Source organism: Variovorax sp. GW531-E2 (assembly GCF_059423125.1).
The window spans coordinates 1-21,595 of record NZ_JBWKXQ010000012.1 but is presented as its reverse complement, the minus strand read 5'-3'; the positions used below and the strand labels follow the sequence as shown (position 1 = coordinate 21,595).

Annotated in this window: 21 protein-coding genes; 7 read left to right on the top strand and 14 right to left on the bottom strand. The window is 70.3% G+C overall.

Going from position 1 to position 21,595, the window contains the following annotated elements; all coding sequences use genetic code 11:
• Window positions 1-1,271: serine hydrolase domain-containing protein (locus AC07XP_RS10105; RefSeq protein WP_495264566.1), on the top strand; the 1,271-nt coding region annotated here is incomplete at its 5' end.
• Window positions 1,272-1,283: 12 nt separating this feature from the next.
• On the opposite strand, the gene AC07XP_RS10100 is transcribed toward AC07XP_RS10105, so the two are convergent.
• Genes AC07XP_RS10100 through AC07XP_RS10090 form a run of 3 tightly spaced genes read right to left on the bottom strand, consistent with a single transcriptional unit; the run spans window position 1,284 to window position 3,388 of the window.
• Window positions 1,284-2,183: an ADP-ribosylglycohydrolase family protein gene (locus AC07XP_RS10100; protein WP_495264565.1), complete on the bottom strand. Its 900-nt coding sequence runs from the start codon at window positions 2,181-2,183 to the stop codon at window positions 1,284-1,286.
• Window positions 2,180-2,755: a riboflavin biosynthesis intermediates N-glycosidase gene (ybiA, locus tag AC07XP_RS10095; RefSeq protein WP_492727691.1), complete on the bottom strand. Its 576-nt coding sequence runs from the start codon at window positions 2,753-2,755 to the stop codon at window positions 2,180-2,182. The genes AC07XP_RS10100 and ybiA overlap by 4 nt, the downstream gene beginning before the upstream one ends.
• A 12-nt stretch (window positions 2,756-2,767) precedes the next feature.
• Window positions 2,768-3,388 (bottom strand): DUF4291 domain-containing protein, encoded by a 621-nt coding sequence (locus AC07XP_RS10090; RefSeq protein WP_495264564.1) that lies wholly within the window; start codon window positions 3,386-3,388, stop codon window positions 2,768-2,770.
• A 115-nt stretch (window positions 3,389-3,503) separates the two neighbouring features.
• On the opposite strand from AC07XP_RS10090, the gene AC07XP_RS10085 reads away from it, so the two are divergent.
• Window positions 3,504-4,220, top strand: a complete 717-nt coding sequence (locus AC07XP_RS10085) for an NUDIX hydrolase (protein WP_495264606.1) — start codon at window positions 3,504-3,506, stop codon at window positions 4,218-4,220.
• A gap of 12 nt (window positions 4,221-4,232) precedes the next feature.
• Here AC07XP_RS10085 and AC07XP_RS10080 read toward each other — a convergent pair whose 3' ends face one another.
• The 5 genes from AC07XP_RS10080 to AC07XP_RS10060 all read right to left on the bottom strand — a co-directional run bounded on the left by AC07XP_RS10080 (window position 4,233) and on the right by AC07XP_RS10060 (window position 8,947).
• The gene (locus AC07XP_RS10080) at window positions 4,233-5,465 is read right to left on the bottom strand and encodes an RNA polymerase sigma factor (RefSeq protein ID WP_495264563.1); all 1,233 of its coding nucleotides are present in this window, start codon (window positions 5,463-5,465) and stop codon (window positions 4,233-4,235) included.
• The gene (locus tag AC07XP_RS10075; RefSeq protein WP_062478473.1) at window positions 5,462-5,836 is read right to left on the bottom strand and encodes a YciI family protein; all 375 of its coding nucleotides are present in this window, start codon (window positions 5,834-5,836) and stop codon (window positions 5,462-5,464) included. Before AC07XP_RS10075 ends, AC07XP_RS10080 begins: the two co-directional genes overlap by 4 nt.
• 161 nt (window positions 5,837-5,997) lie before the next feature.
• Window positions 5,998-7,359: an NAD(P)H-dependent oxidoreductase gene (locus tag AC07XP_RS10070; protein ID WP_495260209.1), complete on the bottom strand. Its 1,362-nt coding sequence runs from the start codon at window positions 7,357-7,359 to the stop codon at window positions 5,998-6,000.
• A gap of 5 nt (window positions 7,360-7,364) precedes the next feature.
• Window positions 7,365-8,240 carry a phytanoyl-CoA dioxygenase family protein gene (locus AC07XP_RS10065; RefSeq protein ID WP_495264562.1) on the bottom strand — a complete coding sequence of 292 codons (876 nt, stop codon included), beginning with the start codon at window positions 8,238-8,240 and terminating at the stop codon, window positions 7,365-7,367.
• Window positions 8,237-8,947, bottom strand: a complete 711-nt coding sequence (locus AC07XP_RS10060; protein WP_495264561.1) for a GntR family transcriptional regulator — start codon at window positions 8,945-8,947, stop codon at window positions 8,237-8,239. Before AC07XP_RS10060 ends, AC07XP_RS10065 begins: the two co-directional genes overlap by 4 nt.
• A gap of 115 nt (window positions 8,948-9,062) precedes the next feature.
• Here AC07XP_RS10060 and AC07XP_RS10055 point away from each other — a divergent pair, with 115 nt between their 5' ends.
• Entirely contained in the window at window positions 9,063-10,019 is a 957-nt protein-coding gene (locus tag AC07XP_RS10055) for a threo-3-hydroxy-L-aspartate ammonia-lyase (RefSeq protein WP_307693403.1), read from the top strand.
• Window positions 10,020-10,025: 6 nt separating this feature from the next.
• On the opposite strand, the gene AC07XP_RS10050 is transcribed toward AC07XP_RS10055, so the two are convergent.
• The 3 genes from AC07XP_RS10050 to AC07XP_RS10040 form a co-directional block, all read right to left on the bottom strand.
• Complete coding sequence (locus AC07XP_RS10050; protein ID WP_095746026.1) at window positions 10,026-10,676, bottom strand: ABC transporter ATP-binding protein; 651 nt, start codon at window positions 10,674-10,676, stop codon at window positions 10,026-10,028.
• The gene (gene miaA, locus AC07XP_RS10045; protein ID WP_495264560.1) at window positions 10,673-11,659 is read right to left on the bottom strand and encodes a tRNA (adenosine(37)-N6)-dimethylallyltransferase MiaA; all 987 of its coding nucleotides are present in this window, start codon (window positions 11,657-11,659) and stop codon (window positions 10,673-10,675) included. Before miaA ends, AC07XP_RS10050 begins: the two co-directional genes overlap by 4 nt.
• A 94-nt stretch (window positions 11,660-11,753) precedes the next feature.
• Window positions 11,754-12,683: an AraC family transcriptional regulator gene (locus AC07XP_RS10040; RefSeq protein WP_495264559.1), complete on the bottom strand. Its 930-nt coding sequence runs from the start codon at window positions 12,681-12,683 to the stop codon at window positions 11,754-11,756.
• Window positions 12,684-12,888: 205 nt separating this feature from the next.
• Here AC07XP_RS10040 and AC07XP_RS10035 point away from each other — a divergent pair, with 205 nt between their 5' ends.
• The 3 genes from AC07XP_RS10035 to AC07XP_RS10025 are packed head-to-tail and all read left to right on the top strand — an operon-like array spanning window position 12,889 to window position 16,024.
• A complete protein-coding gene (locus tag AC07XP_RS10035) occupies window positions 12,889-13,236 on the top strand; it encodes a c-type cytochrome (protein WP_495264558.1) in 348 nt (115 codons plus the stop codon).
• 37 nt (window positions 13,237-13,273) lie between these two features.
• Window positions 13,274-13,747, top strand: coding sequence for a (2Fe-2S)-binding protein (locus AC07XP_RS10030; RefSeq protein WP_062478499.1), 474 nt, complete (start codon window positions 13,274-13,276; stop codon window positions 13,745-13,747).
• A 12-nt stretch (window positions 13,748-13,759) separates the two neighbouring features.
• A complete protein-coding gene (locus tag AC07XP_RS10025) occupies window positions 13,760-16,024 on the top strand; it encodes a xanthine dehydrogenase family protein molybdopterin-binding subunit (protein ID WP_495264557.1) in 2,265 nt (754 codons plus the stop codon).
• A 31-nt stretch (window positions 16,025-16,055) separates the two neighbouring features.
• Here the strand turns inward: AC07XP_RS10025 and AC07XP_RS10020 are convergent, their stop codons facing one another.
• Window positions 16,056-17,048, bottom strand: a complete 993-nt coding sequence (locus AC07XP_RS10020) for an alpha/beta hydrolase (RefSeq protein WP_175497121.1) — start codon at window positions 17,046-17,048, stop codon at window positions 16,056-16,058.
• Between the two features lie 215 nt (window positions 17,049-17,263).
• Complete coding sequence (locus tag AC07XP_RS10015) at window positions 17,264-18,067, bottom strand: helix-turn-helix transcriptional regulator (RefSeq protein WP_495264556.1); 804 nt, start codon at window positions 18,065-18,067, stop codon at window positions 17,264-17,266.
• A gap of 103 nt (window positions 18,068-18,170) precedes the next feature.
• Between AC07XP_RS10015 and AC07XP_RS10010 the strand changes: the two genes are divergently transcribed.
• Window positions 18,171-19,745, top strand: a complete 1,575-nt coding sequence (locus AC07XP_RS10010) for an MFS transporter (protein WP_495264555.1) — start codon at window positions 18,171-18,173, stop codon at window positions 19,743-19,745.
• Here the strand turns inward: AC07XP_RS10010 and mutL are convergent.
• On the bottom strand, window positions 19,729-21,595 hold a 1,867-nt coding region (gene mutL, locus AC07XP_RS10005; protein WP_495264554.1), incomplete at its 5' end, for a DNA mismatch repair endonuclease MutL. The two genes, AC07XP_RS10010 and mutL, sit on opposite strands and share 17 nt — an antisense overlap.

Here is a 21,595-nt window from a genome sequence, read left to right as displayed (position 1 = left end):
CCCCGGGCACGCTGGTGGTCGGCGTGCTGCGCGGCGACAAGGCCGCCTACGGCATCGCCCACAACCCCGAGCCGCTGGTGGCGCGCGCCATTGCGGCGGCCAGCGCGGAGCAGCCGATGTTCGAGATCGGCTCGGTCACCAAGGTCTTCACCGGCCTGCTGCTGGCGCAGGCCGTGGAGCGCGGCGACGTGGCGCTCGACGACAGCGTGGGCAAGCTGCTGGCCGGCCACGCCGAGGGCGTGCCGCCCGCCGTGGCGTCGATCACGCTGCGGCAGCTCGTCACCCACACCGGCTGCCTGCCCGTGATGGCCGACGGCGTGACCGGCGGCGCCGCGCTGGCCGAGCAGTTCCGCAGCTTTGACCTGCCGATGTTCTGGGCCGCGCTCGCGCGCATCCACCTCACGGGCGTCGCGGCTCCGTGCGAGGCGCGCTACAGCAACTTCGGCATGGCGCTGCTCGGGCAGCTGCTGGCGCTGCGCTACGGCACCTCGTGGGGCGAGCTGGTGCGTGCGCGCATCACCGAGCCGCTGGGCATGAACGACACCGTGATCCCGCTCGGCGACAAGGCCTCGCGCATGGCGCCGCCGTTCGCGGGCGACCAGCGCCAGCGCCGCTTCGACATGCATGCCTACGCGCCCGCCAGCGCGCTGCGCTCGACCGCCGCCGACATGCTGGCCTTCAGCCGCGCCATCCTCGCCGGCGCGCACGGCCCGCTGGGCCCGGCCGCCGCGCGCCTGCTCACGCCGCTCGCGCGCTACGAGGGCGCCGAGATCGGCTATGCCGTGATGGTGCGCGGCCCCGAGACCGGCCGGCGCACCTACTACCACGCGGGCGTCACCGAGGGCTACCGCACGCTCTGGCTGTTGGCACCCGACACCGGCGAGGCGCTCATCGTGCTGGCCAGCAACCAGCGCGCGCCGCTGCAGCCCGTGATGCTCGCCATCGGCAAGAGCCGCTACCCGGTGCCGACGACGGAAGTGCCGATCGATCCGAAGCGCCTGGCCGACTACGCGGGCGAGTTCCGCGTGGGCAAGGCGCAGGTGCTGGGCTTCACTGTGCGCGACGGGCGCTTGCTGGCGCGTGAATCGGGCAAGGCCTACAACGGCCTCACGCCCACCGGGCCTGATCGTTTTGCGGTGACGGCCATCGGCGCGCAGTTCGTGTTTCGGCGCGGCGATGGGGGCGAGGTGATCGGCGTCACGCTGACGCAGGGCGGCAGCCGGCTCGAAGGGCGGCGCGTGGGGGCCGCCGCTGCTGTGACGTCGGATTGAGCGCGGACGCGTTCAGCGTTGCGCCAGCGCGAGCAGGTCGTTCGCCATCTGCGTGATCTCGTCGCGCATCACGAGCTGGCGCAGCCAGCCGGCGGGAATGCCGTCCACGCCGTAGAAGGCGCCTGCGATCTGGCCGCAGATCGCCGCGGTGGTGTCGGCATCGTCACCCAGGTTGGTGGCTGCGAGGACCGCCTGCTCGAACGAGTCGGTGTGCGCGAAGCACCAGAGCGCCGCTTCGAGCGATTCGACGCAGTAGCCCGAACCCTTGATGCGTTCGATCGGCTTTGATGCGTAGTCGCCGCGTGCCAGCGCCGCGACTTTTTCGCTCAAGGGCGCCAACGGTACGGTGGCAAGAATCGCCGCCTTGCTTTCGCCTTGCAGCGCTGCGCGCAGTTGCAACGCGAAAAGCTGCGAGCACTCGATGGCCTCCTGCGAGCCGTGCGTGGTGCGTGTGCTTTCTCCGGCCTGCCGCCACGCCGCTTCGGCGCTCGCTGCGTAGAACATCGGCACCGGCGCGAGCCGCATCAGCGCGCCGTTGCCTGCCGTGCGCGGATCGGGGTCGCCCGCGAACGGATCGCCCGATGCGAGGTAGCGGGTGAGGGCGCCCGACACCGTGAAGCCGATGTCGAAGCAGCTTCCCGTGCTGCTCATGTAGCCCACGCTGCGCCAGTTGCAGTAGCGGTTCATCTGGTCGGTGGCATCGAAGCCCTGGCAATGGATCAGGCTCGCCGCGAGGCACAGCGCCATCGAGGTGTCGTCGGTCCATTCGCCGGGGATCAGGCCGAAAGGTCCGCCGCCGCGCATGTCGGTGACGGGCTCGAACGTGCCGCGCGTGCGGAACTCCAGCGTGGTGCCCACCGCATCGCCGCAGGCCAGCCCAAGCAGGCACCCCTGGTAGCGCACCGCGTTCATGGGGCCGCCCCCAGTTCGTCGCGGGCCGCCATCAGCGCATAGCCCAGCAGGTTCAGGCCTTTCCAGGTGCGCGGGTCTTGCGCTGCCGCGTCCGTGGCTGCGAGGCCGATGCCCCAGATCGCATCGACGGGGCTCGCCTCGACCAGCACCTGCCGGCCAGTGCCGAGCAGGTACGCGCCGAGCGCCGCGTTCTGCGAGAACTTCGCAACGTTTCCGCGCGTCACGAGGTCGAAGCGCGCTTCGAGCCACGCCGCTTCATCGAAGTTGCCGATCTGGCGCCCCAGCTTCTTCGCTTCGCCGGGCGTGCGCGCGGCGATGATCTTTTCGCAGGTGGCTGCGTCACCGAAGAGCCGGGCCTTGCCAGCCATCATGAAATGCTCGGCGGTACGGTAGGTGACGCCTTCGACAGTGAAGGGCGCCTCGTACCACTGGCTGAAGCAGCTCTTGCCGATGCTGCCGTCCTTCGGAACCTGGTGGCCCCAGAAGAACAGGCAGTCGATCTTGTGGCCTTGGGCGATGTGCGCGAGCAGGTCTTCGTTGCTGCGCAGCGCGTGGGGTCTGTTCGTCGTCATTCCGTGTGGTCCTCAGGATTCGAAGCCGAGCACATGCTCGACCGGCAATTGCAGCCCGGGGTTGTCGTTCTGCGCCATCGGGCGTTGAGCGTCCACGAAGGCGCGCATGTCGATCACCTCGAGCAGTTCTTCATTCGCAAACGCGGCGAGCGTTCGGCCCCGCAGGCCCAACTGAATCGCGCGGCGTTCCAGCTTGTTGCCTGCCGGTGCGTGGTCCGGGTCCCATTGCAGGCGAACCTCGGAGCGGTTGACCGCTTCCTGCCACGCATCGCGATCAGGATAGCGCCCGGCATCGAAGGTCGAAGGCACGGCCTCGCGCACGACCCGTTCGAAGAACGCACGGCGCAGCCGCAGCCCGAGCGTGACCTCCTGGCCTTCCTTGGTGCCCCAGCCGGAGCGATACATCATCCAGAGGAAGTTGGGTTTGATCCAGCTCATCCGTGAAAGGCTGAAGTCCGGTCCGTCGAGACGGCCGTGCCGCACCGCGTATTCGCCGATGGCGGGGCGGTAGGCCTGATAGACGATGACGGACTGGGCATCGTGATGCGCCAGGATGTGCTTTCCGTCCTGCGGCCAGCGCTCGCGTTGGGCGAGATGGGGCTCGGTGGGAAGCGGCGTGGTCTGCTTGTTCATTGTTCTGGGTTCCTCTCGTTGTTGTTCTTTTCGTCATCTCATTGAGTTGCTCTGTGCAACTAATGATGGGTTGTATAGTACAACTAATAAATCCGGAGTCAAGCTGATCGTGACCATGCCCGCTTCAACGTTCCCTGCCTTGACCTTTCCCCGCCCGTTGGTCACGGTCGATGTGGCGATGTTCACTGTGCTCGACGACGCACTGCAGGTCTTGCTGGTGAAACGGGCGGCCGACAGCAACGAGCCGTTTCCTGGCAAATGGGCATTGCCGGGCGGCTTCATCAACACCGATGAAGATGCCTCGCTGCTCGATTGCGCATTGCGCAAGCTGCGCGAGAAGACCGGCGTGGTCACGCCCTATCTCGAGCAGCTCGGGAGTTGGGGCGGGGCGCAGCGCGATCCGCGCGGGTGGTCGGCCACGCACTGCTTCTATGCACTCATTCCGGCGCAGGCCATGCAATTGCGCAGCGGCGCCACCGCCGCCGAGGTGGCGTGGTTCGAGGTCGATGCGGCCTTGCGCAAACGTCTGGCGTTCGACCACGGAGAACTGCTCGAGGCGGCCGTTGCGCGTCTGCGCAGCAAGGTGGAATACACCTCGCTGCCGGCCTTTCTTCTGGAAGAGCCTTTCACCCTGCCGTCGCTGCAGCACGCCTATGAGGTCGTGCTGGGCCGTGACATCGACAAGAGTGCCTTCCGCAAGCGGATGCTGGATGGTGGGTTCATGGAAGAAGCGGGCATGGTGGCGGGCAGCCTGGGCCGGCCCGCCATGGGCTACCGGCTGCGAGACCGATCGCAGGCCGCGTTGTTTCCGCGCACTTTCAATGCGCGCTGAGCGCGCGTTGCCTCAGGCCCGTTCCGACATCGCGTGCAGGTACGCCCGCACCGCCCCGTTGCTGCTCAACCCGATCGCCCGGTCGTATGCCTGACGCGCCGCAACCCGCGCGCCACCGGCCGCAAGCAGGTGCGCACGCGCCGCCCAGAACGGCTGGTAGCTCGCCACCTCGTCCGACGGAATCGCATCGAGCGCGCGCAGCCCGGTCTCGGGCCCGCGCGCATTCGCCAGCGCGCACGCCAGGCTCACCTGCGCGCCGATGCTGGGCCGCAGTGCGAGCAGGCCTTCGTACAGCGACACCAGCACCTCGGGCGGCACCGGTGCGCCGGCGCGGCGCTCGCAGTGGGCCGACTGGATCGCGGCCTCGAGCTGGTAGGGCCCGAGCGACTGCATGGCCGACGCGATGCGCAGGTGGTGCTCGGCCTCGGCCAGCAGCGCGTGGTCCCAGCGCGTGATGTCCTGCTGGTCGAGCGGCACGTAGGCGCCGGCCTCGGTGCGGCGCGCCGCGGTGCGCGCCTCGCAGAACAGCATCAGCGCGAGCAGGCCCAGCGGCTCGGGCTCGGCGGGCAGCAGGCGGCACAGGATGCGGCCCAGGTCGATGGCCTCGGTCGTCAGGCCGCGCGGCAGGGCGTCGGCGCCGCCGACGTCGTCCCAGCCGGTGCCGTAGGCGGCGTAGATGCCGTCGAGCACGTCGCGCAGCCGGTGCGGCAGGTCGCGCGCCTGCGGGTATTCGAAGGGAATGCCGGCGGCGCGGATGCGGGCCTTGGCGCGCACCAGCCGCTGGCCCAGCGCGGAAGGCGAGGTGAGGAAGGCGCCGGCCATGCGCGCGGCATCGAGCCCGAGCACGGTCTGCAGCATGAGCGGCGCGCGCGCGGCGGCGTCGATGGCGGGGTGCGCGCAGACGAACAGCAGGCGCAGGCGCTCGTCGGGCACGGTGGCGGCCTCGGGGTCGGCCTCGTCCATCTCGCCGGCGAGCAGCAGCAGCGTCTGCGTGGCGTCGTCCTGCACACGGCTGTGGCGCCAGGCGTCGAGCTTGCGGTGCCGCGCGACGCTCAGCAGCCAGGCGTCGGGCTGCACCGGCACGCCGTCGGCGGGCCAGCGCTCGAGCGCGCGGGCGAAGGCGTCGGCCAGGGCGTCTTCGGAGGCCGCGATGTCGTGCGTGCGGGCGGACAGGATGGCCAGCAGCCGCCCGTACGACTCGCGTGCCGCGCGTTCGGCGGCGTGGTGTGCCGCCGGAGTGGTCACGTCTGGCTCGCGCCCGCCGCTGCGGTGGCGGTGAAGACCGGCCGGACTTCGACACCGCCACTGGCGGCGCAGGGCGCACGCGCGGCCCATTCGAGCGCCGCGTCGAGGTCGGGCACGTCGACGACGAAGTAGCCGCCGAGCTGCTCCTTGGTGTCGGCGAAGGGGCCGTCCTGCACCTGGCGCTTGTCGCCGCGCACGCGCAGCGTGGTGCCGGTCATGGGCGGCAGCAGGCCGTGGCCGCCGAGCGAAATGCCCGACTGGCGCACCGCGTCGGCGTACGCGACCCAACTCGCGCGGTAGGCCTGCGACGAGGCGTCGTTGCGTTGTTCGAATTCGGCCGCGGGTTGGTAGAACATCAACATGTACTGCATGGTGTTTCTCCGTGAGGAAAAGCTTGCCGAGCAAGAGCGCTCACCACAATGACGGCCCGCAACCGGTCATTTCGACACCGGGCGCGGTGCCGAGCAGAAGATTCTTGTCCTGTTCGCTCTTTGGCGCAACGTGGGCGCGCGGCCCCCGCGCTCACACCTTCTCAGGCGGCGCGGGCGCGCACCGCGGGCGTGAACAGCGCTTCCATTTCCTGGCGCAGCCGGTAGGCGGCGGTGGTGGTGTCCATCGCCACGTCGGCCCAGCTCAGGCTCTGGCCCTTCTTGACGGGGCGCACGAGCTTGACGTTGTGCGCCAGCCCCAACGGCAGGCCGCCCAGGCGCAGCGAGCGCTCGGCCGGCAGCAGCTTGCCCCAGACGGTGTAGCCGCCTTCGCCGTCGAGCATCTCGCCCGCGGCGAGGTCGCGCTTGGCGGTGGCGACCACGTCGGCGTTCCAGCCGGTGGCCACGCCGGTGGGCTCGCCGCGCAGCGCCACGCTGGCGACCGACATGCCCACCTCGAGCCCGATCAGGTGCCAGCGCTTGTACAGCGTGAAGTAGCGCCCGCTCGGGTCGGTGTGGGCGTTGTATTCCTCGAAGCAGTTCTTGATGTAGTCGGTCTCGGCCTCGACCGTGACCCACACGCCCATGCGGATGTCGTACGGGATCTTGCGGCCGTCGGCCTCGAGCGACGAGATCACCTCGACCATGCCCTTGCGCTCCAGCACGCCGCCTTCGCTGCGCGGGCGCGTGACGAAGGGAATGTCTTCCACGCTCGCGGGCGGGTAGAGCAGGCCGTCGGAGGGCACGCCCAGGCCGGTGGCGTTGGCCACCGCCGAGCTCTCGATCGACGGCTTGGAGCCGTCGAGAAAACTGTTGAACATCTTCGGGTTGAGCCCGCCGCGCTTGGCCTGTTCGGGCGTGAGGCCGTAGTTGCCCCATACGGTCTCGGGCGTCGATTCGGTGAAGTGCGGCAGCCACTTGTGGCCGCGCCCCGCCGCCACCACCGGAAAGCCGCAGGTGCGCGCCCAGTCGACCAGGTCGCAGATCAGCGCGGGCTGGTCGCCGAAGGCCAGCGAATACACCACGCCGGCCTGCTGCGCCTTGTGCGCGAGCAGCGGGCCGCAGAAGGCGTCGGCCTCGACCGTCACGTTGACCACGTGCTTGCCGTGCGCAAAGGCGTCCAGGCAATGGTCGACCGCGGCGACCGGGTTGCCGGTGCACTCGACCACGATGTCGATGCTGGGCTCGCGCGTCACGGCCTGCCAGTCGTCGGTGATCCAGGTGGCGCCGGTCTTCAGCGCCTCCTGCACCGAGCCGGCGTTGCTGCGCTCGGCCTGCCAGCCCACGCGCTCCAGGTTGACGCGCGCGGCGGCGGGCGAGAGGTCGGCAATGGCGACCAGCTGCACGCCGGGCGTGCGCGGAATCTGCGCCAGGTACATGGCGCCGAACTTGCCGGCGCCGATCAGGCCGATGCGGATGGGGCGGCCTTCGGCGGCGCGCTGTTGCAGGCGGGTGTGCAGGCTCATGGCGGTCAGGCTTCCACGGTTTCGATCAGGTCGGGCGAGGTGCGCAGCGCGCTCTCGGGCAGGCCGTCTTTCCACGGCACGTCGACGGGGTAGGGCGTCAGCAGGCAGTCGTCGGGCAGCACCTCGATCGGCGTGAAGTCGCGGTGCGCGATGTACTCCGGCCGCTGGTGGCGGCGGATGTGGTTGCTGACCGCGCACAGGCTCAGGTACACCGCCACGCGGTTGAAGGGTGAGAGATTGCTGCCCGAGGCATGCACGAGGCAGCTGTGGAACAGGATCATCGAACCGGCCGGCCCCTTGGGCGAGACGATGCCGCCTTGCGTGCCGCCGGCGCGGTCGACCAGCTGGCGGATCAGGTCGTTGTCGACCGTCCACAGCGGGTAGCTGGTGGTCGTGAGGTCATGCTTCGCGTCGACCACGCCCTTGCGGTGGCTGCCCGGAATGAACATCAGCGGGCCGTTGTGCTCGGTCACTTCGTCCAGAAAGATGGCCACGTTCATCGCGCGCTCGGTAGGCATCAGGTCGTCGTTGAGCCAGGTGCCGTAGTCCTGGTGCCACTGCCACACGTCGCCTTCGAAGGCCATCTTGCCGTTGATCTTGAACTGGTGCATGTAGACCGCTTCGTCGAACAGGTCCATCACCGGCCCGACCATGCGCGGGTGCCGCGCCAGCCGCGCGAAGGGCTCGCTGATGAGGTGCGCCGCGAAGTTCGTGCGCACGGCGTCGGAGCCCTTCTCGCGCACGTTGAAGGCCGCGCGCTTGCTGTACAGGTCGGGCACCGCCTCGGTCAGCACCTTCGTCTCTTCGGGCGAGAAGTGGCCGGGGAAGAACAGGTAGCCGTCGCGCTCGAACTGCGCGCGTTGCTCGGGTGTCAGCTTCATGCCTTGTCTCCTTTTTTCGTGGGGATTCCAGATGCGGATGCCCTGCGCGCCAGCTGCTGCGCGAGCCGCTCGGCCAGCGCGTCGCTGGCGCGCGAGACGTGCTCGTCGCTCAGGCGCGCGGCGCGTTCGACGTCGCCGGCGGCAATGGCGTCGGCAATGGCTTCGTGCTCGTCCCACAGCGACTCGCGCTGCGGCTCGGCCTGCAGCACCGCGCCCATCGCGCGGCGCAGGTGGCGCCAGTGCGGGTCGGCGCTCTGGCCGATCAGCGGGTTGCCCGAGGCGGCATAGATGGCCTGGTGAAAGGCCACGTCGGCATCGATCATGGCTTCGACGTTGCGCCCGCGCGCCGCACGCCGGCCGCGCTCGATGAGCTTGGGGTCGATGCGAAAACGCTGCTGCGCCGCCAGCCGCGCGGCCAGCACGTCGAGCGCGCCGCGCACCTGGTAGACCTTGCGCATCGCCTCGGCCTCCAGCGGCGCCACCAGCACGCCGCGCCCGGGCGCGTCCTGCACGAAGCCGTCCTTCTTGAGCAGCCGCAGCGCCTGCAGCACCGGCTGGCGCGACACCGCGAGCCGCGCCGCGATGTCCTCCTGCGTGAGCCGCTCGCCCGGCGCGAGCGCGCCGCTGCTGATGGCGCCGAGCAGGGCGCGGTAGACCTGGTCGACGAGGTCGGGGGCGACTTCGATGCTGAGCAACTGGGCGGGCATGGTGGGCCTTTTCTGAACTCTGTATACAGAGTACGGACTTCGGCGACGGGGCGCATCCCCGGGTTTTTACCCATCGGGGCTGCAAGGAACGGCACGCCGCCGCTAAGCTCGACCCATGCAACTCCCTACCTACGACGACGTCATCGCCGCGGCCGCGCGGCTCGAAGGCCATGCCCACCGCACGCCGGTGCTGCAATCGACCACCGCCAACGAGCGCTGGGGCGCGCAGTTCTTCTTCAAGTGCGAGAACTTCCAGCGCATGGGCGCGTTCAAGTTCCGCGGTGCGTTCAACGCGCTGTCGAAGTTCGACGCGGCGCAGCGCAAAGGCGGCGTGATCGCCTTCTCGTCGGGCAACCACGCGCAGGCCATCGCGCTGTCGGCGCGACTGCTGTCGATGCCGGCCGTGATCGTCATGCCGAAGGACGCCCCCGCCGCCAAGGTCGCGGCCACGAAGGGCTACGGCGCCGAAGTGGTGATGTACGACCGCTTCACCGAAGACCGCGAGGCGCTGACCAAGCGGCTCGCGCAGGAGCGCGGCATGACGATGATTCCGCCCTACGACCACCCCGACGTGCTCACGGGGCAGGGCACGGCGGTGAAAGAGCTCATCGAAGAGACGGGTCCGCTCGATCACCTCTTCGTGTGCCTGGGCGGCGGCGGGCTGCTGTCGGGCTCGGCGCTGTCGGCGCGCGCGTTGTCGCCCGCCTGCAAGGTCTACGGCGTGGAGCCCGAGGCCGGCAACGACGGCCAGCAGTCGCTGCGCGCCGGGAAGATCGTGCACATCGAAACGCCCAAGACCATCGCCGACGGCGCGCAGACGCAGCACCTGGGCGAGTACACCTTCGGGATCATCCAGCGCGACGTGGACGACATCTTCACGGTGACCGACGAGCAGCTCGTCGAGGCGATGCGCTTCTTCGCCGAGCGCATGAAGATGGTGGTGGAGCCGACGGGGTGCCTCGCGTTCGCGGGTGCGATTGCTGCGGCGAAGGCCATCGAAGGCCAGCGCGTGGGCATCGTGATCAGCGGCGGGAACGTCGACCTGTCGCGCTACGCCTCGCTGATCGGCTGATTCTTCTCAGGCCCGGATGCCGCTCGCCGTCAGGTGCAGCAACCGGTCCGCACGCGCCGCTGCGCTCTCCGAGTGCGTGACCAGCACCAGCGAGGCGCCGTGCTCGCGCGTCTGGCCGATCAGCAGGTCCATCACCTTCGCGGCGGTCGATGGGTCGAGGTTGCCGGTGGGTTCGTCGGCGAGCAGCAGCGCGGGCCGGTGCACCAGCGCGCGGGCGATCGCCACGCGCTGCAGCTGGCCGCCTGAGAGCGTCTGCGGCAGCCGCGCGCCCATGCCGGGCAGGCCGACGGCTTCGAGCATGTGGGCCACGCGCGCGTCTTCGCGCGGGCGGCCCAAGAGCATCAGCGGCAGCGACACGTTCTGCGCCACGTCGAGGTGCGGCAGCACGTGGAAGGCCTGGAACACGAAGCCCACGTGCTGGCGGCGCCACAGCGCGCGGGCCTCGCCGTCGAGCGCGCCGATGTCGGTGCCGTCGTGCGACACGCTGCCTTCATCCCAAGTGTCGAGGCCGGCCATGCAGTTGAGCAGGGTCGACTTGCCCACGCCCGATTCGCCGACGATGGCGACGAACTCGCCGGGCGCGACCTGCAGGCTCACGTGTTCGAAGACGGGCGCATCGCCGTAGTGCTTGCCGAGGTTGGAGAGGTGCAGGGTCATGCGGGCGTCGCCCCGCGTGCGATGTGGGCGATGTGCTGCACGGCGGCCTGCACCGCGTCGGGCGCATCGCAGGCGATCACGGTGCGCTGCGGCATGCTGCGCAGCCAGGTGATCTGCCGCTTGGCGAGCTGGCGCGTGGCAGCGATGCCGCGCTCGCGCAATTCGCTCAGCGCCTTGGCATCGGGCGGTGCGTCGCCGCAGGCGTCGAGCATTTCCCAGGCCTGGCGGTAGCCGACGCAGCGCATCGAGGGCAGGTCGGGCGACAGGTCGCCGCGCGCGCGCAGTGCCTTCACCTCGTCGAGAAAACCGGCTGCGAGCATGGCGTCGAAGCGCTCGGCGATGCGGCCGTGCAGCCAGGCGCGGTCTTCGGGTTCGAGCGACACGAGCACGCCGCCGTCGACGGCCTTGGCGGCCTTGGTGTCGCTCGCATGGAAGCTCGACAGCGGCTGGCCGCTGCTTTCCCACACCTCGAGCGCGCGCTGGATGCGCTGGCTGTCCTGCGGTGCGAGCCGCGCGGCGGTGACGGGGTCGACCTGCGCCAGCCGCGCATGCATGGCGGGCCAGCCGAGCGCGGCGGCTTCGGCGTCCAGGCGCGCGCGCACGGCCGGGTCGGCCGCGGGCATGGCGTCGATGCCGTCGAACAGCGCCTTGAAATACAGCATGGTGCCGCCCACGAGCAGCGGCAGCGCGCCGCGCGCGCGGATGTCATCGATCAGGCGCGTGGCGTCGGCCACGAAGGCGGCGGCGCTGTAGCTGTCGCGCGCATCGAGGATGTCGATCAGGTGGTGCGGCACGGCGGCCTGCTCGGCGGCGGTGGGCTTGGCGGTGCCGATGTCCATGCCGCGGTAGACCAGCGCCGAGTCGACGCTGACGATCTCGACCGGCTGCAGCCGGGCCACGGCCAGGGCGACGGCGGTCTTGCCGGACGCGGTGGGGCCGGCGAGCGCGATGTAGCGCGGGGGAACAGGGGAAGCGGGGGGCATGCGTCGAGGGTAGCAAATGGCACGCGCCGGGCCGCTGCACGGGGCTTGTCTGGGACGCCGGGCGGCTGCCCGGGGCTTGCCTGCGACGCAGTGCTCAGGCGACGGCGGTCGCGTCCCGCATCCGCCGGATGTCGCGCAGCGGCGGCGCACCGAACAGGCGCGCGTACTCGCGGCTGAACTGCGAGGCGCTTTCGTAGCCCACGCGCACGCCGGCGGTGCCGGCATCGATGTTCTGGTTCAGCATCAGCTGCCGCGCTTCCTGCAGGCGCAGCTGCTTCAGGTACTGCATCGGGCTCATGCCGGTCACGGCGCGGAAGTGCTGGCGGTAGGTCGACGGGCTCATGTGCGCGGACGCGGCCAGCTCGTCGGCCTGCACGGGCTTCCTGAAATTCATCTTGAGCCACGCCAGGCTCTGCGCCACCTGCTGGCTGGGCGAGCCCACGGTCATGAGGCGCTGCAGCTGCGGGCCGTGGCGCCCGGCGAGCAGGCGCACGACGATTTCCTTCTGCAGCAGCGGCGCGAGCTGGGGAACGAGTTGGGGCTCGGCCAGCAGCTCGACGAGCCGCGTGACGGTGCCCAGCAGCGTCGCGTCGAGCGCGCCCAGCGACAGGGCGCGCTGGTTGTGGGGCTCCCTGGACGGCGGCGGCAACGCCATCTCGGTCGCGACCTGCACGATGGCGCGCGGGTCGAGCCGGATCATGAGGCCCAGGAAGGGCTGCGCCGCGCTGGCGCGGGTGACGTGCGCCACCACGGGCAGGTCGGCCGTGATCAGCAGCGACTGCCCGGCGCCGTATTCATAGATCTCGTCGCCGAGCGCCGCGCGCTTCTGTCCGCCGACGGTGATGCCCAGGCCGAAGCCGTAGATGCAATGCACGGGCTCGGTCGCGGCGCTGCGACGGTGCAGCGAGAGTTCGGGAATGGCGGTGGCGTGGTCGCCGTCGTTTCGGGCAATGCGCCCGACGGCCGCGGCCAGGGCACCGAGGACGGCCGAATCGTCTGGCTGCGTCGGCTGTAGCACTTCCATCTGAATCCTTTCGGGTGCTTGCGCAAAGTCTAGCGGGCGCATCTCATGCGCTTGGCGTTTTTGGCGCAGTCTCGTTGTTTCAGGCAAGAACGCGCGCGGATTGGGCAAGTGGCCGTGGGCGCTTCGTCGGACACTGGCCGCCGTGAAGTCCTGCCGCGCGCGGCTCGAGGACCGTGCTTTCCCCTCCACGATGATGAAAAAAGAAATGACCCACGACGAACGACATCCGCATCGCATCACCGCCTCGCTCGTGGCCGCACTGGCCATCGGCGTGAGCATGGCCGGGTCCGCACCCGCTTTCGCCAGCACCGCGCTGGCGCAGAAGTACGCGTGCGTGGCCTGCCACCAGCCCGCCGTGAAGGTGGTGGGCCCTTCCTGGAAAGAAATCGGCGCGCGCTACGGCGACGGCAAGGGCACGGCCGCGCAGCTGGCCGCCAGCATGAAGGCCGGCAGCTCGGGCAAGTGGGGCGCGATGCCCATGCCCGCGCAAGCGCAGGTGCCCGACGCGGACCTGCAGGCGCTCGCGCAATGGGTGCTCGACGGCGCCAAGTGAACCAGATCGTTTCAACCCACCCACGGAGAAAACCCACATGAGCGCGCTCCACGTCAATGGCCGTGACCACACGGTCGACGCCGACCCCGGCACCCCCATCCTCTGGGCCCTGCGCGACACGCTGGGCATGACCGGTACCAAGTTCGGTTGCGGCGCGGCGCTGTGCGGCGCCTGCACCGTGCACATGGACGGCCAGGCCATCCGCTCGTGCATCACGCCCATCGCGGCGGCCGAGGGCAAGAAGATCACCACCATCGAAGCCGTGACCGGCGGCAGCGACCGCGTGGGCGCTGCCGTGCATGCCGCGTGGGTCAAGCACGACGTCGCGCAGTGCGGCTACTGCCAGAGCGGCCAGATCATGAGCGCGACCGCCTTCCTGCAGTCGCTGCCCAAGGGCAAGCAGCCCAGCACCGACGAGATCGACTCGGCCATGGCCGGCAACATCTGCCGCTGCGGCACCTACGCCCGCATCCGCGCCGCCGTGGCCGATGCGGCCAAGACCCTCGCCTAAGGAGCCGACGACATGCTGCCCAACATCGACTACAACGACCTGCCGCGCGCGCTGCAGCGCCTGATGGTCCAGCCTGCGACCGATGACGCCGACGCGGCCGCCACGCTGCCGCGCCGCAGCTTCCTGAAGATGGCCGGCGCCGGCGGCCTCGTGCTCGGCGCCTTTCCGCACCTGGCCATGGCGCAGGCCGACGGCCCGGCCAAGGCCGTCGGTGCGCTCAAGCCGACGCAACAGCCCTCGGCCTTCGTGCAGATCGCGCCCAACGGCGAGGTCACGGTCACCATCAACCGCCTCGAGTTCGGCCAGGGCGTGCAGACCGGCCTGCCGATGATCCTGGCCGAGGAGCTCGACGCCGACTGGGCCCTGGTGCGCAGCCGCAGCGGCACCAACGATGCCGCCTACGCCGACCCGCTGTTCGGCATGCACCTGACCGGCGGTTCCAACTCGATCAAGAACAGCTACACGCAGTACCGCGAACTGGGCGCGCGTGCGCGGGCCATGCTGCTGTCGGCCGCGGCGCAGCGCTGGAAGGTCGACGTGGCCACGCTGCGCACACAGGCCGGCACAGTCATCGGCCCGGGCGGACGCAAGGCGGGCTACGGTGAGCTGGCCGAAGCAGCCATGGCGCTGCCGGTGCCCGAGACGGTCACGCTGAAGAGCCCGAAGGACTTCCGAATCATCGGCCGCCCGACCACGCGCCTGGACGCACGCGCCAAGAGCAGCGGGCGACAGGACTTCGGCATCGACGTGAAGCAGCCCGGCCAGCTGACGGCCGTGGTGGCCCATCCGCCCGTGTTCGGCGCCCGCCTGGCCTCGGTGGACGACAGCGCGGCGCGTGCCGTCAAGGGCGTGAAGGCCGTGCTGCGCATTCCGCTGGACCGCGGCGCCGAGGGCGTGGCCGTGGTGGCCGACGGCTACTGGCCCGCCAAGCTGGGCCGCGATGCGCTCAAGCTGCAGTGGAACACCGATGCGGTGGAGAAGGTCGACAGCGACAAGCAGCTGGCCCAGTACCGCGAACTCGCCGGCCGGCCCGGCAACCGCAAGTTCGACGCCGACATGGCGCCGCTGGCCGGCGCGCCGCACAAGCTCGAGGCCGAGTTCGTGTTTCCCTACCTGGCCCACGCGCCCATGGAGCCGGAGAACTGCACCGTGAAGCTGTCGGACGGCCGCGCCGAGCTGTGGGTCGGCACGCAGTCCGCCGACCTCGACGGCCAGGCCGCGGCGCGCACGCTGAAGCTCGACCCCGCGCAGGTGAAGGTGAACGTGCAGATGGCGGGTGGCGGCTTCGGCCGGCGCTTCGTGGGCTCGAGCGACTTCGTGGTCGAGGCCTGCGAGATCGCCAAAGCCGCGCGCACCGCCGGCCTGAAAGACGCCCCCGTGCGCCTGCTGTGGAGCCGCGAGGACGACATCAAGGGCGGCTACTACCGCCCCATGCACCTGCACCGCGCCCGCATCGGCTTCGACGCGCGCGGCAAGATCCTCGCGTGGGACCACGTGATCGTCGGCCAGTCGATCACGGCGGGCACGGTGTTCGCCGGCTCCATGGTGAAGGACGGCATCGACGCCACGGCCGTCGAAGGCATGCGCGATCCTTACCCCGTGCCGATGCGCCTCACGGTGCATCACCCGCAGGTCAACGTGCCGGTGCTGTGGTGGCGCAGCGTGGGCTCCACGCACACCGCCTTCGTGATGGAGACGCTGATCGACGAGATCGCCCGCACGACCAAGCAGGACCCGGTGGCCTACCGCATGAACCTCTTCGGCGACAAGCACCCGCGCCAACGCGCCGCGCTGCAATTGGCGGTCGACAAGAGCGGCTACGGCAAGAAGAAGCTGGCCGAAGGCCGCGCCTGGGGCGTGGCCGTGCACGAGTCCTTCGAGTCGGTGGTGGCCTATGTGGTCGAAGCGTCGGTGAAGGACGGCCAGCCCGTGCTGCACCGCGTGACCTCGGGCGTGCACTGCAACCTGGCGGTGAACCCGCGCAGCGTGGAAGCGCAGGTGCAGGGCGCGGCGGTGATGGGGCTGTCGACCTGCCTGCAAGGCAGCGCCATCACGCTGAAGGACGGTGTCGTGCAGCAGGGCAACTTCGGCGACTTCAGCGTGGCGCGCATCACGCAGGTGCCCGAGTTCGATGTGCACATCGTGCCGAGTGCCGATGCGCCCAAGGGCATGGGGGAACCCGGCCTGCCGCCGCTCGCGCCTGCGTTCGCCAACGCCGTGGCGCGGCTGACGGGCAAGCCCTTGCGCCAGCTGCCGTTCGACCTGGCCTCGGCCTGACGCGGGAACGGACCCGCCTGAAAAAGGCGGGCTAGATGGCGGCGGGGGCGGGCGTGTGCGCCTCGCCCCGCACCTCTTGCGGCGACAGCGCCGCGGAAGGCAATGAAGGCTGCGCAGGCCGCGGCGACACCAGCCGCGGCTGCGGCCGGCTGTCTGCCACGGTGCTGCTGTCCTCGGGCTTCATGCGAAACAGCTGCGACAGCGCGGCGCGGTACTGCGTCGCGCCCACCGAGTTTGTGTTGTGGTGCGAGCCGCCCTCGACCAGCACGAACATCTTGGGCACCGTGGCCGCGTCGTACAGCTTGCGCCCGAGCGTCGGGTTGATCAGGCTGTCGGCGGTGCCGTGCACCACGAGCAGCGGCGCGCCGATGTCCTTGACGGTGCGAATCGCCTCGAAGCGCTGCGTGATGAAGGGGCCGAAGGGCAGCCAGCCCCACTTGAAGCTGCTGGCCACGTCGGCGATGGAGGTGAAGGTGCTCTCGACGATGGTGCCGCTCTCGTCGTTCACCGTGGCCGCCAGGTCGATGCCGATGGCGCCGCCCAGCGAGTGGCCGAAGATGTAACGGTGCTGGCGTGGATGGCGTGCGGCCAGCCAGGTCCAGGCGGCGCGGGCGTCTTCGCGGGCCGAGGCTTCCGAGGGCAGGCCCTTGGAGCTCTTGCCGAAGCCGCGGTAGTCGATGGCCAGCACCGAGAAGCCCAGCTCGTGCATGCGCTGGATGCGCGGCGCCGAGCCGGCCACGTTGTAGCGCGCACCATGCAGGTACAGCAGCACGGGGGTCTCGGTGGTTTCGGGGGCGCCGCCGAGCCACAGGCCGTGCAGGCGCGCCGGTTCACCGGTGATGGACGACTGGAAGTCGATCCAGACATCCTGCATGCCTTCGGTCATCTGGGCCGAATTGCCCCAGCTGCGGTCGCTGGGCTGGAAGATCCATTCGCGCTGGCGTTCGTCGAGGGTCGAACAGCCGGCTGCCAGGAGGGCACAGAGCGAAAAGATGGACGCGAGGAGGGGCCAGCGTTTGATCATGGGGTGGAGGGACAGCGAAAGTCGGCCGAAAGTTCATCTGCTTGCTTTCTGAAACGCGTCGGCATCGCGTGTCAGCTCCCCCTGTGCAGCGCTCGCCGGCGCCTGGCACGAGACCATGCAACGTGCGTGCCCGCACCGTGGATGACGCCACAAAACCCTCGAAAACCCTCAAAAACGGCGCTGATGGCGCTTATCTGCCGCACAGGCCCCGGTGTTCAGCCCGGTGCCGGCTGCACGAAATACACCGCCATCCGCAGGTGCCGGTGCGTGTCGACCACGAGTGTTTCGTGGTGAAACTCCAACGGTCCGCTGTCGGCCGTCTGTACGCATCCAAGGCCCCGCCGGGCGGGCGCGCTGTCGGGGGTGTCCCACCAGCGACGGAAGTCGGGCGAGAGCTCTTTCAGGTCCGTGACCAAGCCCCGCATGGCCGGATCGTCGGGTGCGATGGCGAAGTCGTATCGGAATTGCGCCAGCAGCCCGGGCGCATCGTCGCGCCAGGCGGGCAGGCGCGGGCGCAGTTCGGGGTCGGCGAACACCATGCGAAGGAGGTTGCGCGCCTCGCGCTCGCGCGCGCTGAAGCCGAAGAGCGCGTCGGCCGCGGCGTTCCAGGCCACCACGTCCCAACGCAGGTTGAAGACGTAGGCGGGGCGGGTGGGCAGCTCGTCCATGAGCTGCTGGATGCGGGGCGTGACCGACGCCTGCTGATGGGCCTCCGGCGGCGGCGGGCGCTTGTGGGCCAGCAGGAACAGGTGGCTGCACTCGGCGTCGTCGAGCTTCAGGGCATGGGCCACGCCGAGCAGGAATTTCTGCGACACCTGGATCTCGCGCCCCTGCTCGAACCACGTGTACCAGGTGAGCCCCACGCCGGCCATCACCGCGACCTCTTCGCGCCGCAGGCCGGGCGTGCGGCGCCGCCCCTGCGAGGGCAGGCCCACATCGGCGGGCGTGAGCTTGCGGCGGTGCCGGGTGAGGAACTCCGACAGCTCGTTCCTGGTGCGGCTGAGGCTGCGCTCGATCAAGGCTGTTGTCTCCAGTAATAGGATAAACGCTTAAATTGTAATGTGATGATCTTGTCCTGAAGATGGGGCTTCCGCAACCCGAACGCGCACCCGGAGGCCCCTTTTGACCGCACCTTGCGATTCACTTTCCCTTTCCGACAGCTTTCCGGCCGCGCGGCGCGAAGGCCGCGCCGGCGCCCGCGAATGGACCGGGCTCGCGCTGCTGGCGCTGCCGACCCTGCTGCTCGGGCTCGACCTCACGCTGCTGCACCTGGCACTGCCCGCGCTGGCCCTGGACCTGCGCCCCACGAGCGCGCAGGCGCTGTGGATCGTCGATGCCTACGGTTTCATGATTGCCGGCTTTCTCGTCACGATGGGCACGCTGGGCGACCGCATCGGACGGCGCAAGCTGCTCATGGTGGGCGCGGCGGCGTTCGGCGTGGCGTCGGTCATGGCGGCCTGTTCGACCAGCGCCAACCAACTGATCGCCGCGCGTGCCGTGCTCGGCGTGGCGGGCGCGACGCTGATGCCGTCGACGCTGGCGCTGATCAGCAACATGTTCCTGCACCCGCACCAGCGCGCGCTGGCCATCGGGCTGTGGGCGACCATGTTCGCGCTCGGCATGGCGGCCGGGCCGGTGGTGGGCGGCCTGCTGCTCGCGCACCACGGCTGGGGCGCGGCCTTTCTGGTCGCGCTGCCGGTGGTCGGGCTGCTGCTGGTGGCGGCGCCGTTCCTGTTGCCGGAGTACCGCGCGCCGCAGCAGGGGCGGCTCGACCTGCCCAGCGTCGCGCTGTCGCTGCTGGCATTGCTGCCGGTGGTCTACGGCATCAAGCAGGTCGCGAAGGACGGGATCGGCGTCGGTGCCGTGCTGGCGCTCTTCGGTGGGCTGGCGTTCGCGCTGGGGTTCGTCCGGCGGCAACGGCGGCTGCGCCATCCGCTGATCGACCTCGGCCTGTTCGCCAGCCGGGCCTTCAGCGTCGCGCTGGTGGTGTTGCTGGTGGGGCTGGTCGGTGTCGGCGGGACGATGCTGCTGGTGACCCAGTACCTGCAGCTGGTGGCGGGCCTGTCACCGCTCGCCGCCGGGCTGTGGATGGGGCCGCCGGCGCTCGCGATGCTGGTGGCCGGCATCACGGCGCCGCTGCTCGCGCGGCGCATCCGGCCGGGCCATGTGATGGCGGGGGCGCTGGGGTTGTCGGTCGTGGGCTACCTGGTGCTGAGCCAGCTCGATCGCACGCCGCATGGCATCGCACTGGTGACGGCCGCGTTCTCGCTCGTGTACCTCGGCTTGGGCACGATTGCCGCGCTGGGCACCGACCTGGTCGTGGGCGCCGCGCCACCCGAGAAGGCGGGGTCGGCCTCGGCCTTGTCCGAAACGGTGCAGGAGCTGGGCCTCGCCGTGGGCATCGCCACGCTGGGCAGCCTGACGACGGCGGTGTATCGCACGCGGATGGGCGACCCGATCGACGGCATGGCCGTGGACCTTCAACGCGCGGTATCGGACAGCCTGGCAGGCGCTACAGCGGTTGCGCATGAGTTGCCTGCCGGCGTGCTGGCACAGGCGCAGGCCGCCTTCCTCGCAGGACTGAATGCAGCCGCAGCCACCAGCGCCGTCAGCATCGCGGTCCTGGCGGTGCTGGCCGCCGTCACGCTGCGGCACGTCGGCGTGGCCGCCGATGACGGGCTCAGCGCCCGCGCATGAACAGCGAATCGAGCTCGCGGATCGACAGCTGGCGCCAGGTCGGCCGGCCGTGGTTGCACTGGTCGGAGCGCTCGGTGGCTTCCATCTGGCGCAGCAGGCCGTTCATCTCGTCGATGGTGAGCTTGCGGTTGGCGCGCACCGCGCCGTGGCAGGCCATGGTCGACAGCAGTTCGTTCTGCGCGCGCTGCACCACGGTGCTCGCGTCGTGCTGGCCCAGCTCGGCGAGCACGCTGCGCGCCAGCTCCACCGGGTCGCCGTCGGCCAGCGTGCCGGGCACGGCGCGCACGGCCAGCGTGCGGGCCGAGAAGGGCGTGATCTCCAGCCCCAGCGTGGGCAGCACCTCGGCGCAGGCCTCGGCCGTGGCCACTTCCTGCGGTGTGGCCGCGAAGGTGGCCGGGATCAGCAGCGGCTGGCTCGTGATGGCCGCGCCGTCGAGCTGGGTCTTGAGCCGCTCGTAGACGATGCGCTCGTGCGCCGCGTGCATGTCGACGATCACGAGGCCCTGGCTGTTCTCGGCCAGGATGTAGATGCCCTGCAGCTGGGCCAGCGCGCGGCCCAGCGGCCAGGCGTCCTGGTTCATGACAGGGGCAGGGGCGGGCGCTTCGCCGTCCGGCAGCCCGACCGGCGCGCGGAACGACATCGCCGGCGCTTCGGTCTGCCACTGCGACGGGGCCGTGACCGGCGCATGCCCCTGTTCCTCGGTGCGCCGCGGCCACATCGCCTCGAAGTCGCCGGCACCGCGCTCGCGCGCCTGGAACGGGATCGCGGGCTGCGACCAGCTGGCGCTCGGCGGCAGCGGTGTCTGCTTGAAGAAGGGCTGCGGCGGCGCGTCGGCCGGTGCCAGTGCATCGCCGGCGCGCGGCGCGGCCAGCGCGTCCTCGATGGCGTGGCGCACCGCCTGGTGCACCTCGCGCCCGTCACGGAAGCGCACCTCGATCTTGGTCGGGTGCACGTTGACGTCGACGCGCGCGGGATCGATCTCCAGGTACAGCACGTACACCGGCTGGCGCTGGCCGTGCAGCACGTCTTCGTAGGCGCTGCGCACCGCGTGCGACAGCACCTTGTCGCGCACGAAGCGGCCGTTGACGTAGAAGAACTGCTGGTCGTTGCGCGAGCGCGCCGCGTCGGGAATGCCGGCACGGCCGACCACGCGCACCGGGCCGCCTTCGCGCAGCACGGAGACGCTCTGCGACACGAAGTCGTCGCTCAGCGCATCGGCCAGCCGCTGCTCGGGCGTGGCGGCGGCGCGCCATTGTTCGATCAACTTGCCGTCGTGCCAGACCGAGAAGCCCACCTCGGGCCGCGCCAGCGCATGGCGGCGCACGGCCTCGATGCAGTGGGCCAGCTCGGTGGCGTCGGTCTTCAAAAACTTGCGCCGCGCGGGCGTGGCAAAGAACAGCTCGCGCACCTCGACCGTGGTGCCCACGGAGCGCGCCACCGGCCGCAGTTCGCCGGTGCCGCCGTCGAGCACGTAGGCGCTGTCGGCGCCGGTGAAGCGCGAGAGGATGCTGAGTTCGGCGATCGCGTTGATGGCCGCGAGCGCCTCGCCGCGAAAGCCCATGGTGCCGACCGTTTCCAGGTCGCTCAGGCTCGCGATCTTGCTGGTGGCGTGGCGGCGCAGCGCCACCGTGAGTTCCTCGCGGGGAATGCCCAGGCCGTCGTCTTCGACCGAAATCAGCCGCACGCCGCCCGAGGCCAGCCGCACGGTGATCTGGCGCGCGCCGGCGTCCAGCGCGTTGTCGAGCAGTTCGCGCACCACCGAGGCGGGGCGCTCGACCATTTCACCGGCGGCGATCTGGCTGATCAGCTCGTCGGGGAGTTCACGGATCGGGCGGCGTTCGGCGGGGGGG

Excerpts from the sequence above, each read along its gene's own strand:
- AC07XP_RS10100 (WP_495264565.1), bottom strand. The coding sequence starts at position 2,183 with ATGAACGCGGTGCGCTACCAGGGGTGCCTGCTTGGGCTGGCCTGCGGC.
- ybiA (WP_492727691.1), bottom strand. The coding sequence starts at position 2,755 with ATGACGACGAACAGACCCCACGCGCTGCGCAGCAACGAAGACCTGCTC.
- AC07XP_RS10090 (WP_495264564.1), bottom strand. The coding sequence starts at position 3,388 with ATGAACAAGCAGACCACGCCGCTTCCCACCGAGCCCCATCTCGCCCAA.
- AC07XP_RS10085 (WP_495264606.1), top strand. The coding sequence starts at position 3,504 with ATGCCCGCTTCAACGTTCCCTGCCTTGACCTTTCCCCGCCCGTTGGTC.
- AC07XP_RS10075 (WP_062478473.1), bottom strand. The coding sequence starts at position 5,836 with ATGCAGTACATGTTGATGTTCTACCAACCCGCGGCCGAATTCGAACAA.
- AC07XP_RS10070 (WP_495260209.1), bottom strand. The coding sequence starts at position 7,359 with ATGAGCCTGCACACCCGCCTGCAACAGCGCGCCGCCGAAGGCCGCCCC.
- AC07XP_RS10065 (WP_495264562.1), bottom strand. The coding sequence starts at position 8,240 with ATGAAGCTGACACCCGAGCAACGCGCGCAGTTCGAGCGCGACGGCTAC.
- AC07XP_RS10060 (WP_495264561.1), bottom strand. The coding sequence starts at position 8,947 with ATGCCCGCCCAGTTGCTCAGCATCGAAGTCGCCCCCGACCTCGTCGAC.
- AC07XP_RS10055 (WP_307693403.1), top strand. The coding sequence starts at position 9,063 with ATGCAACTCCCTACCTACGACGACGTCATCGCCGCGGCCGCGCGGCTC.
- AC07XP_RS10050 (WP_095746026.1), bottom strand. The coding sequence starts at position 10,676 with ATGACCCTGCACCTCTCCAACCTCGGCAAGCACTACGGCGATGCGCCC.
- miaA (WP_495264560.1), bottom strand. The coding sequence starts at position 11,659 with ATGCCCCCCGCTTCCCCTGTTCCCCCGCGCTACATCGCGCTCGCCGGC.
- AC07XP_RS10040 (WP_495264559.1), bottom strand. The coding sequence starts at position 12,683 with ATGGAAGTGCTACAGCCGACGCAGCCAGACGATTCGGCCGTCCTCGGT.
- AC07XP_RS10035 (WP_495264558.1), top strand. The coding sequence starts at position 12,889 with ATGACCCACGACGAACGACATCCGCATCGCATCACCGCCTCGCTCGTG.
- AC07XP_RS10030 (WP_062478499.1), top strand. The coding sequence starts at position 13,274 with ATGAGCGCGCTCCACGTCAATGGCCGTGACCACACGGTCGACGCCGAC.
- AC07XP_RS10025 (WP_495264557.1), top strand. The coding sequence starts at position 13,760 with ATGCTGCCCAACATCGACTACAACGACCTGCCGCGCGCGCTGCAGCGC.
- AC07XP_RS10020 (WP_175497121.1), bottom strand. The coding sequence starts at position 17,048 with ATGATCAAACGCTGGCCCCTCCTCGCGTCCATCTTTTCGCTCTGTGCC.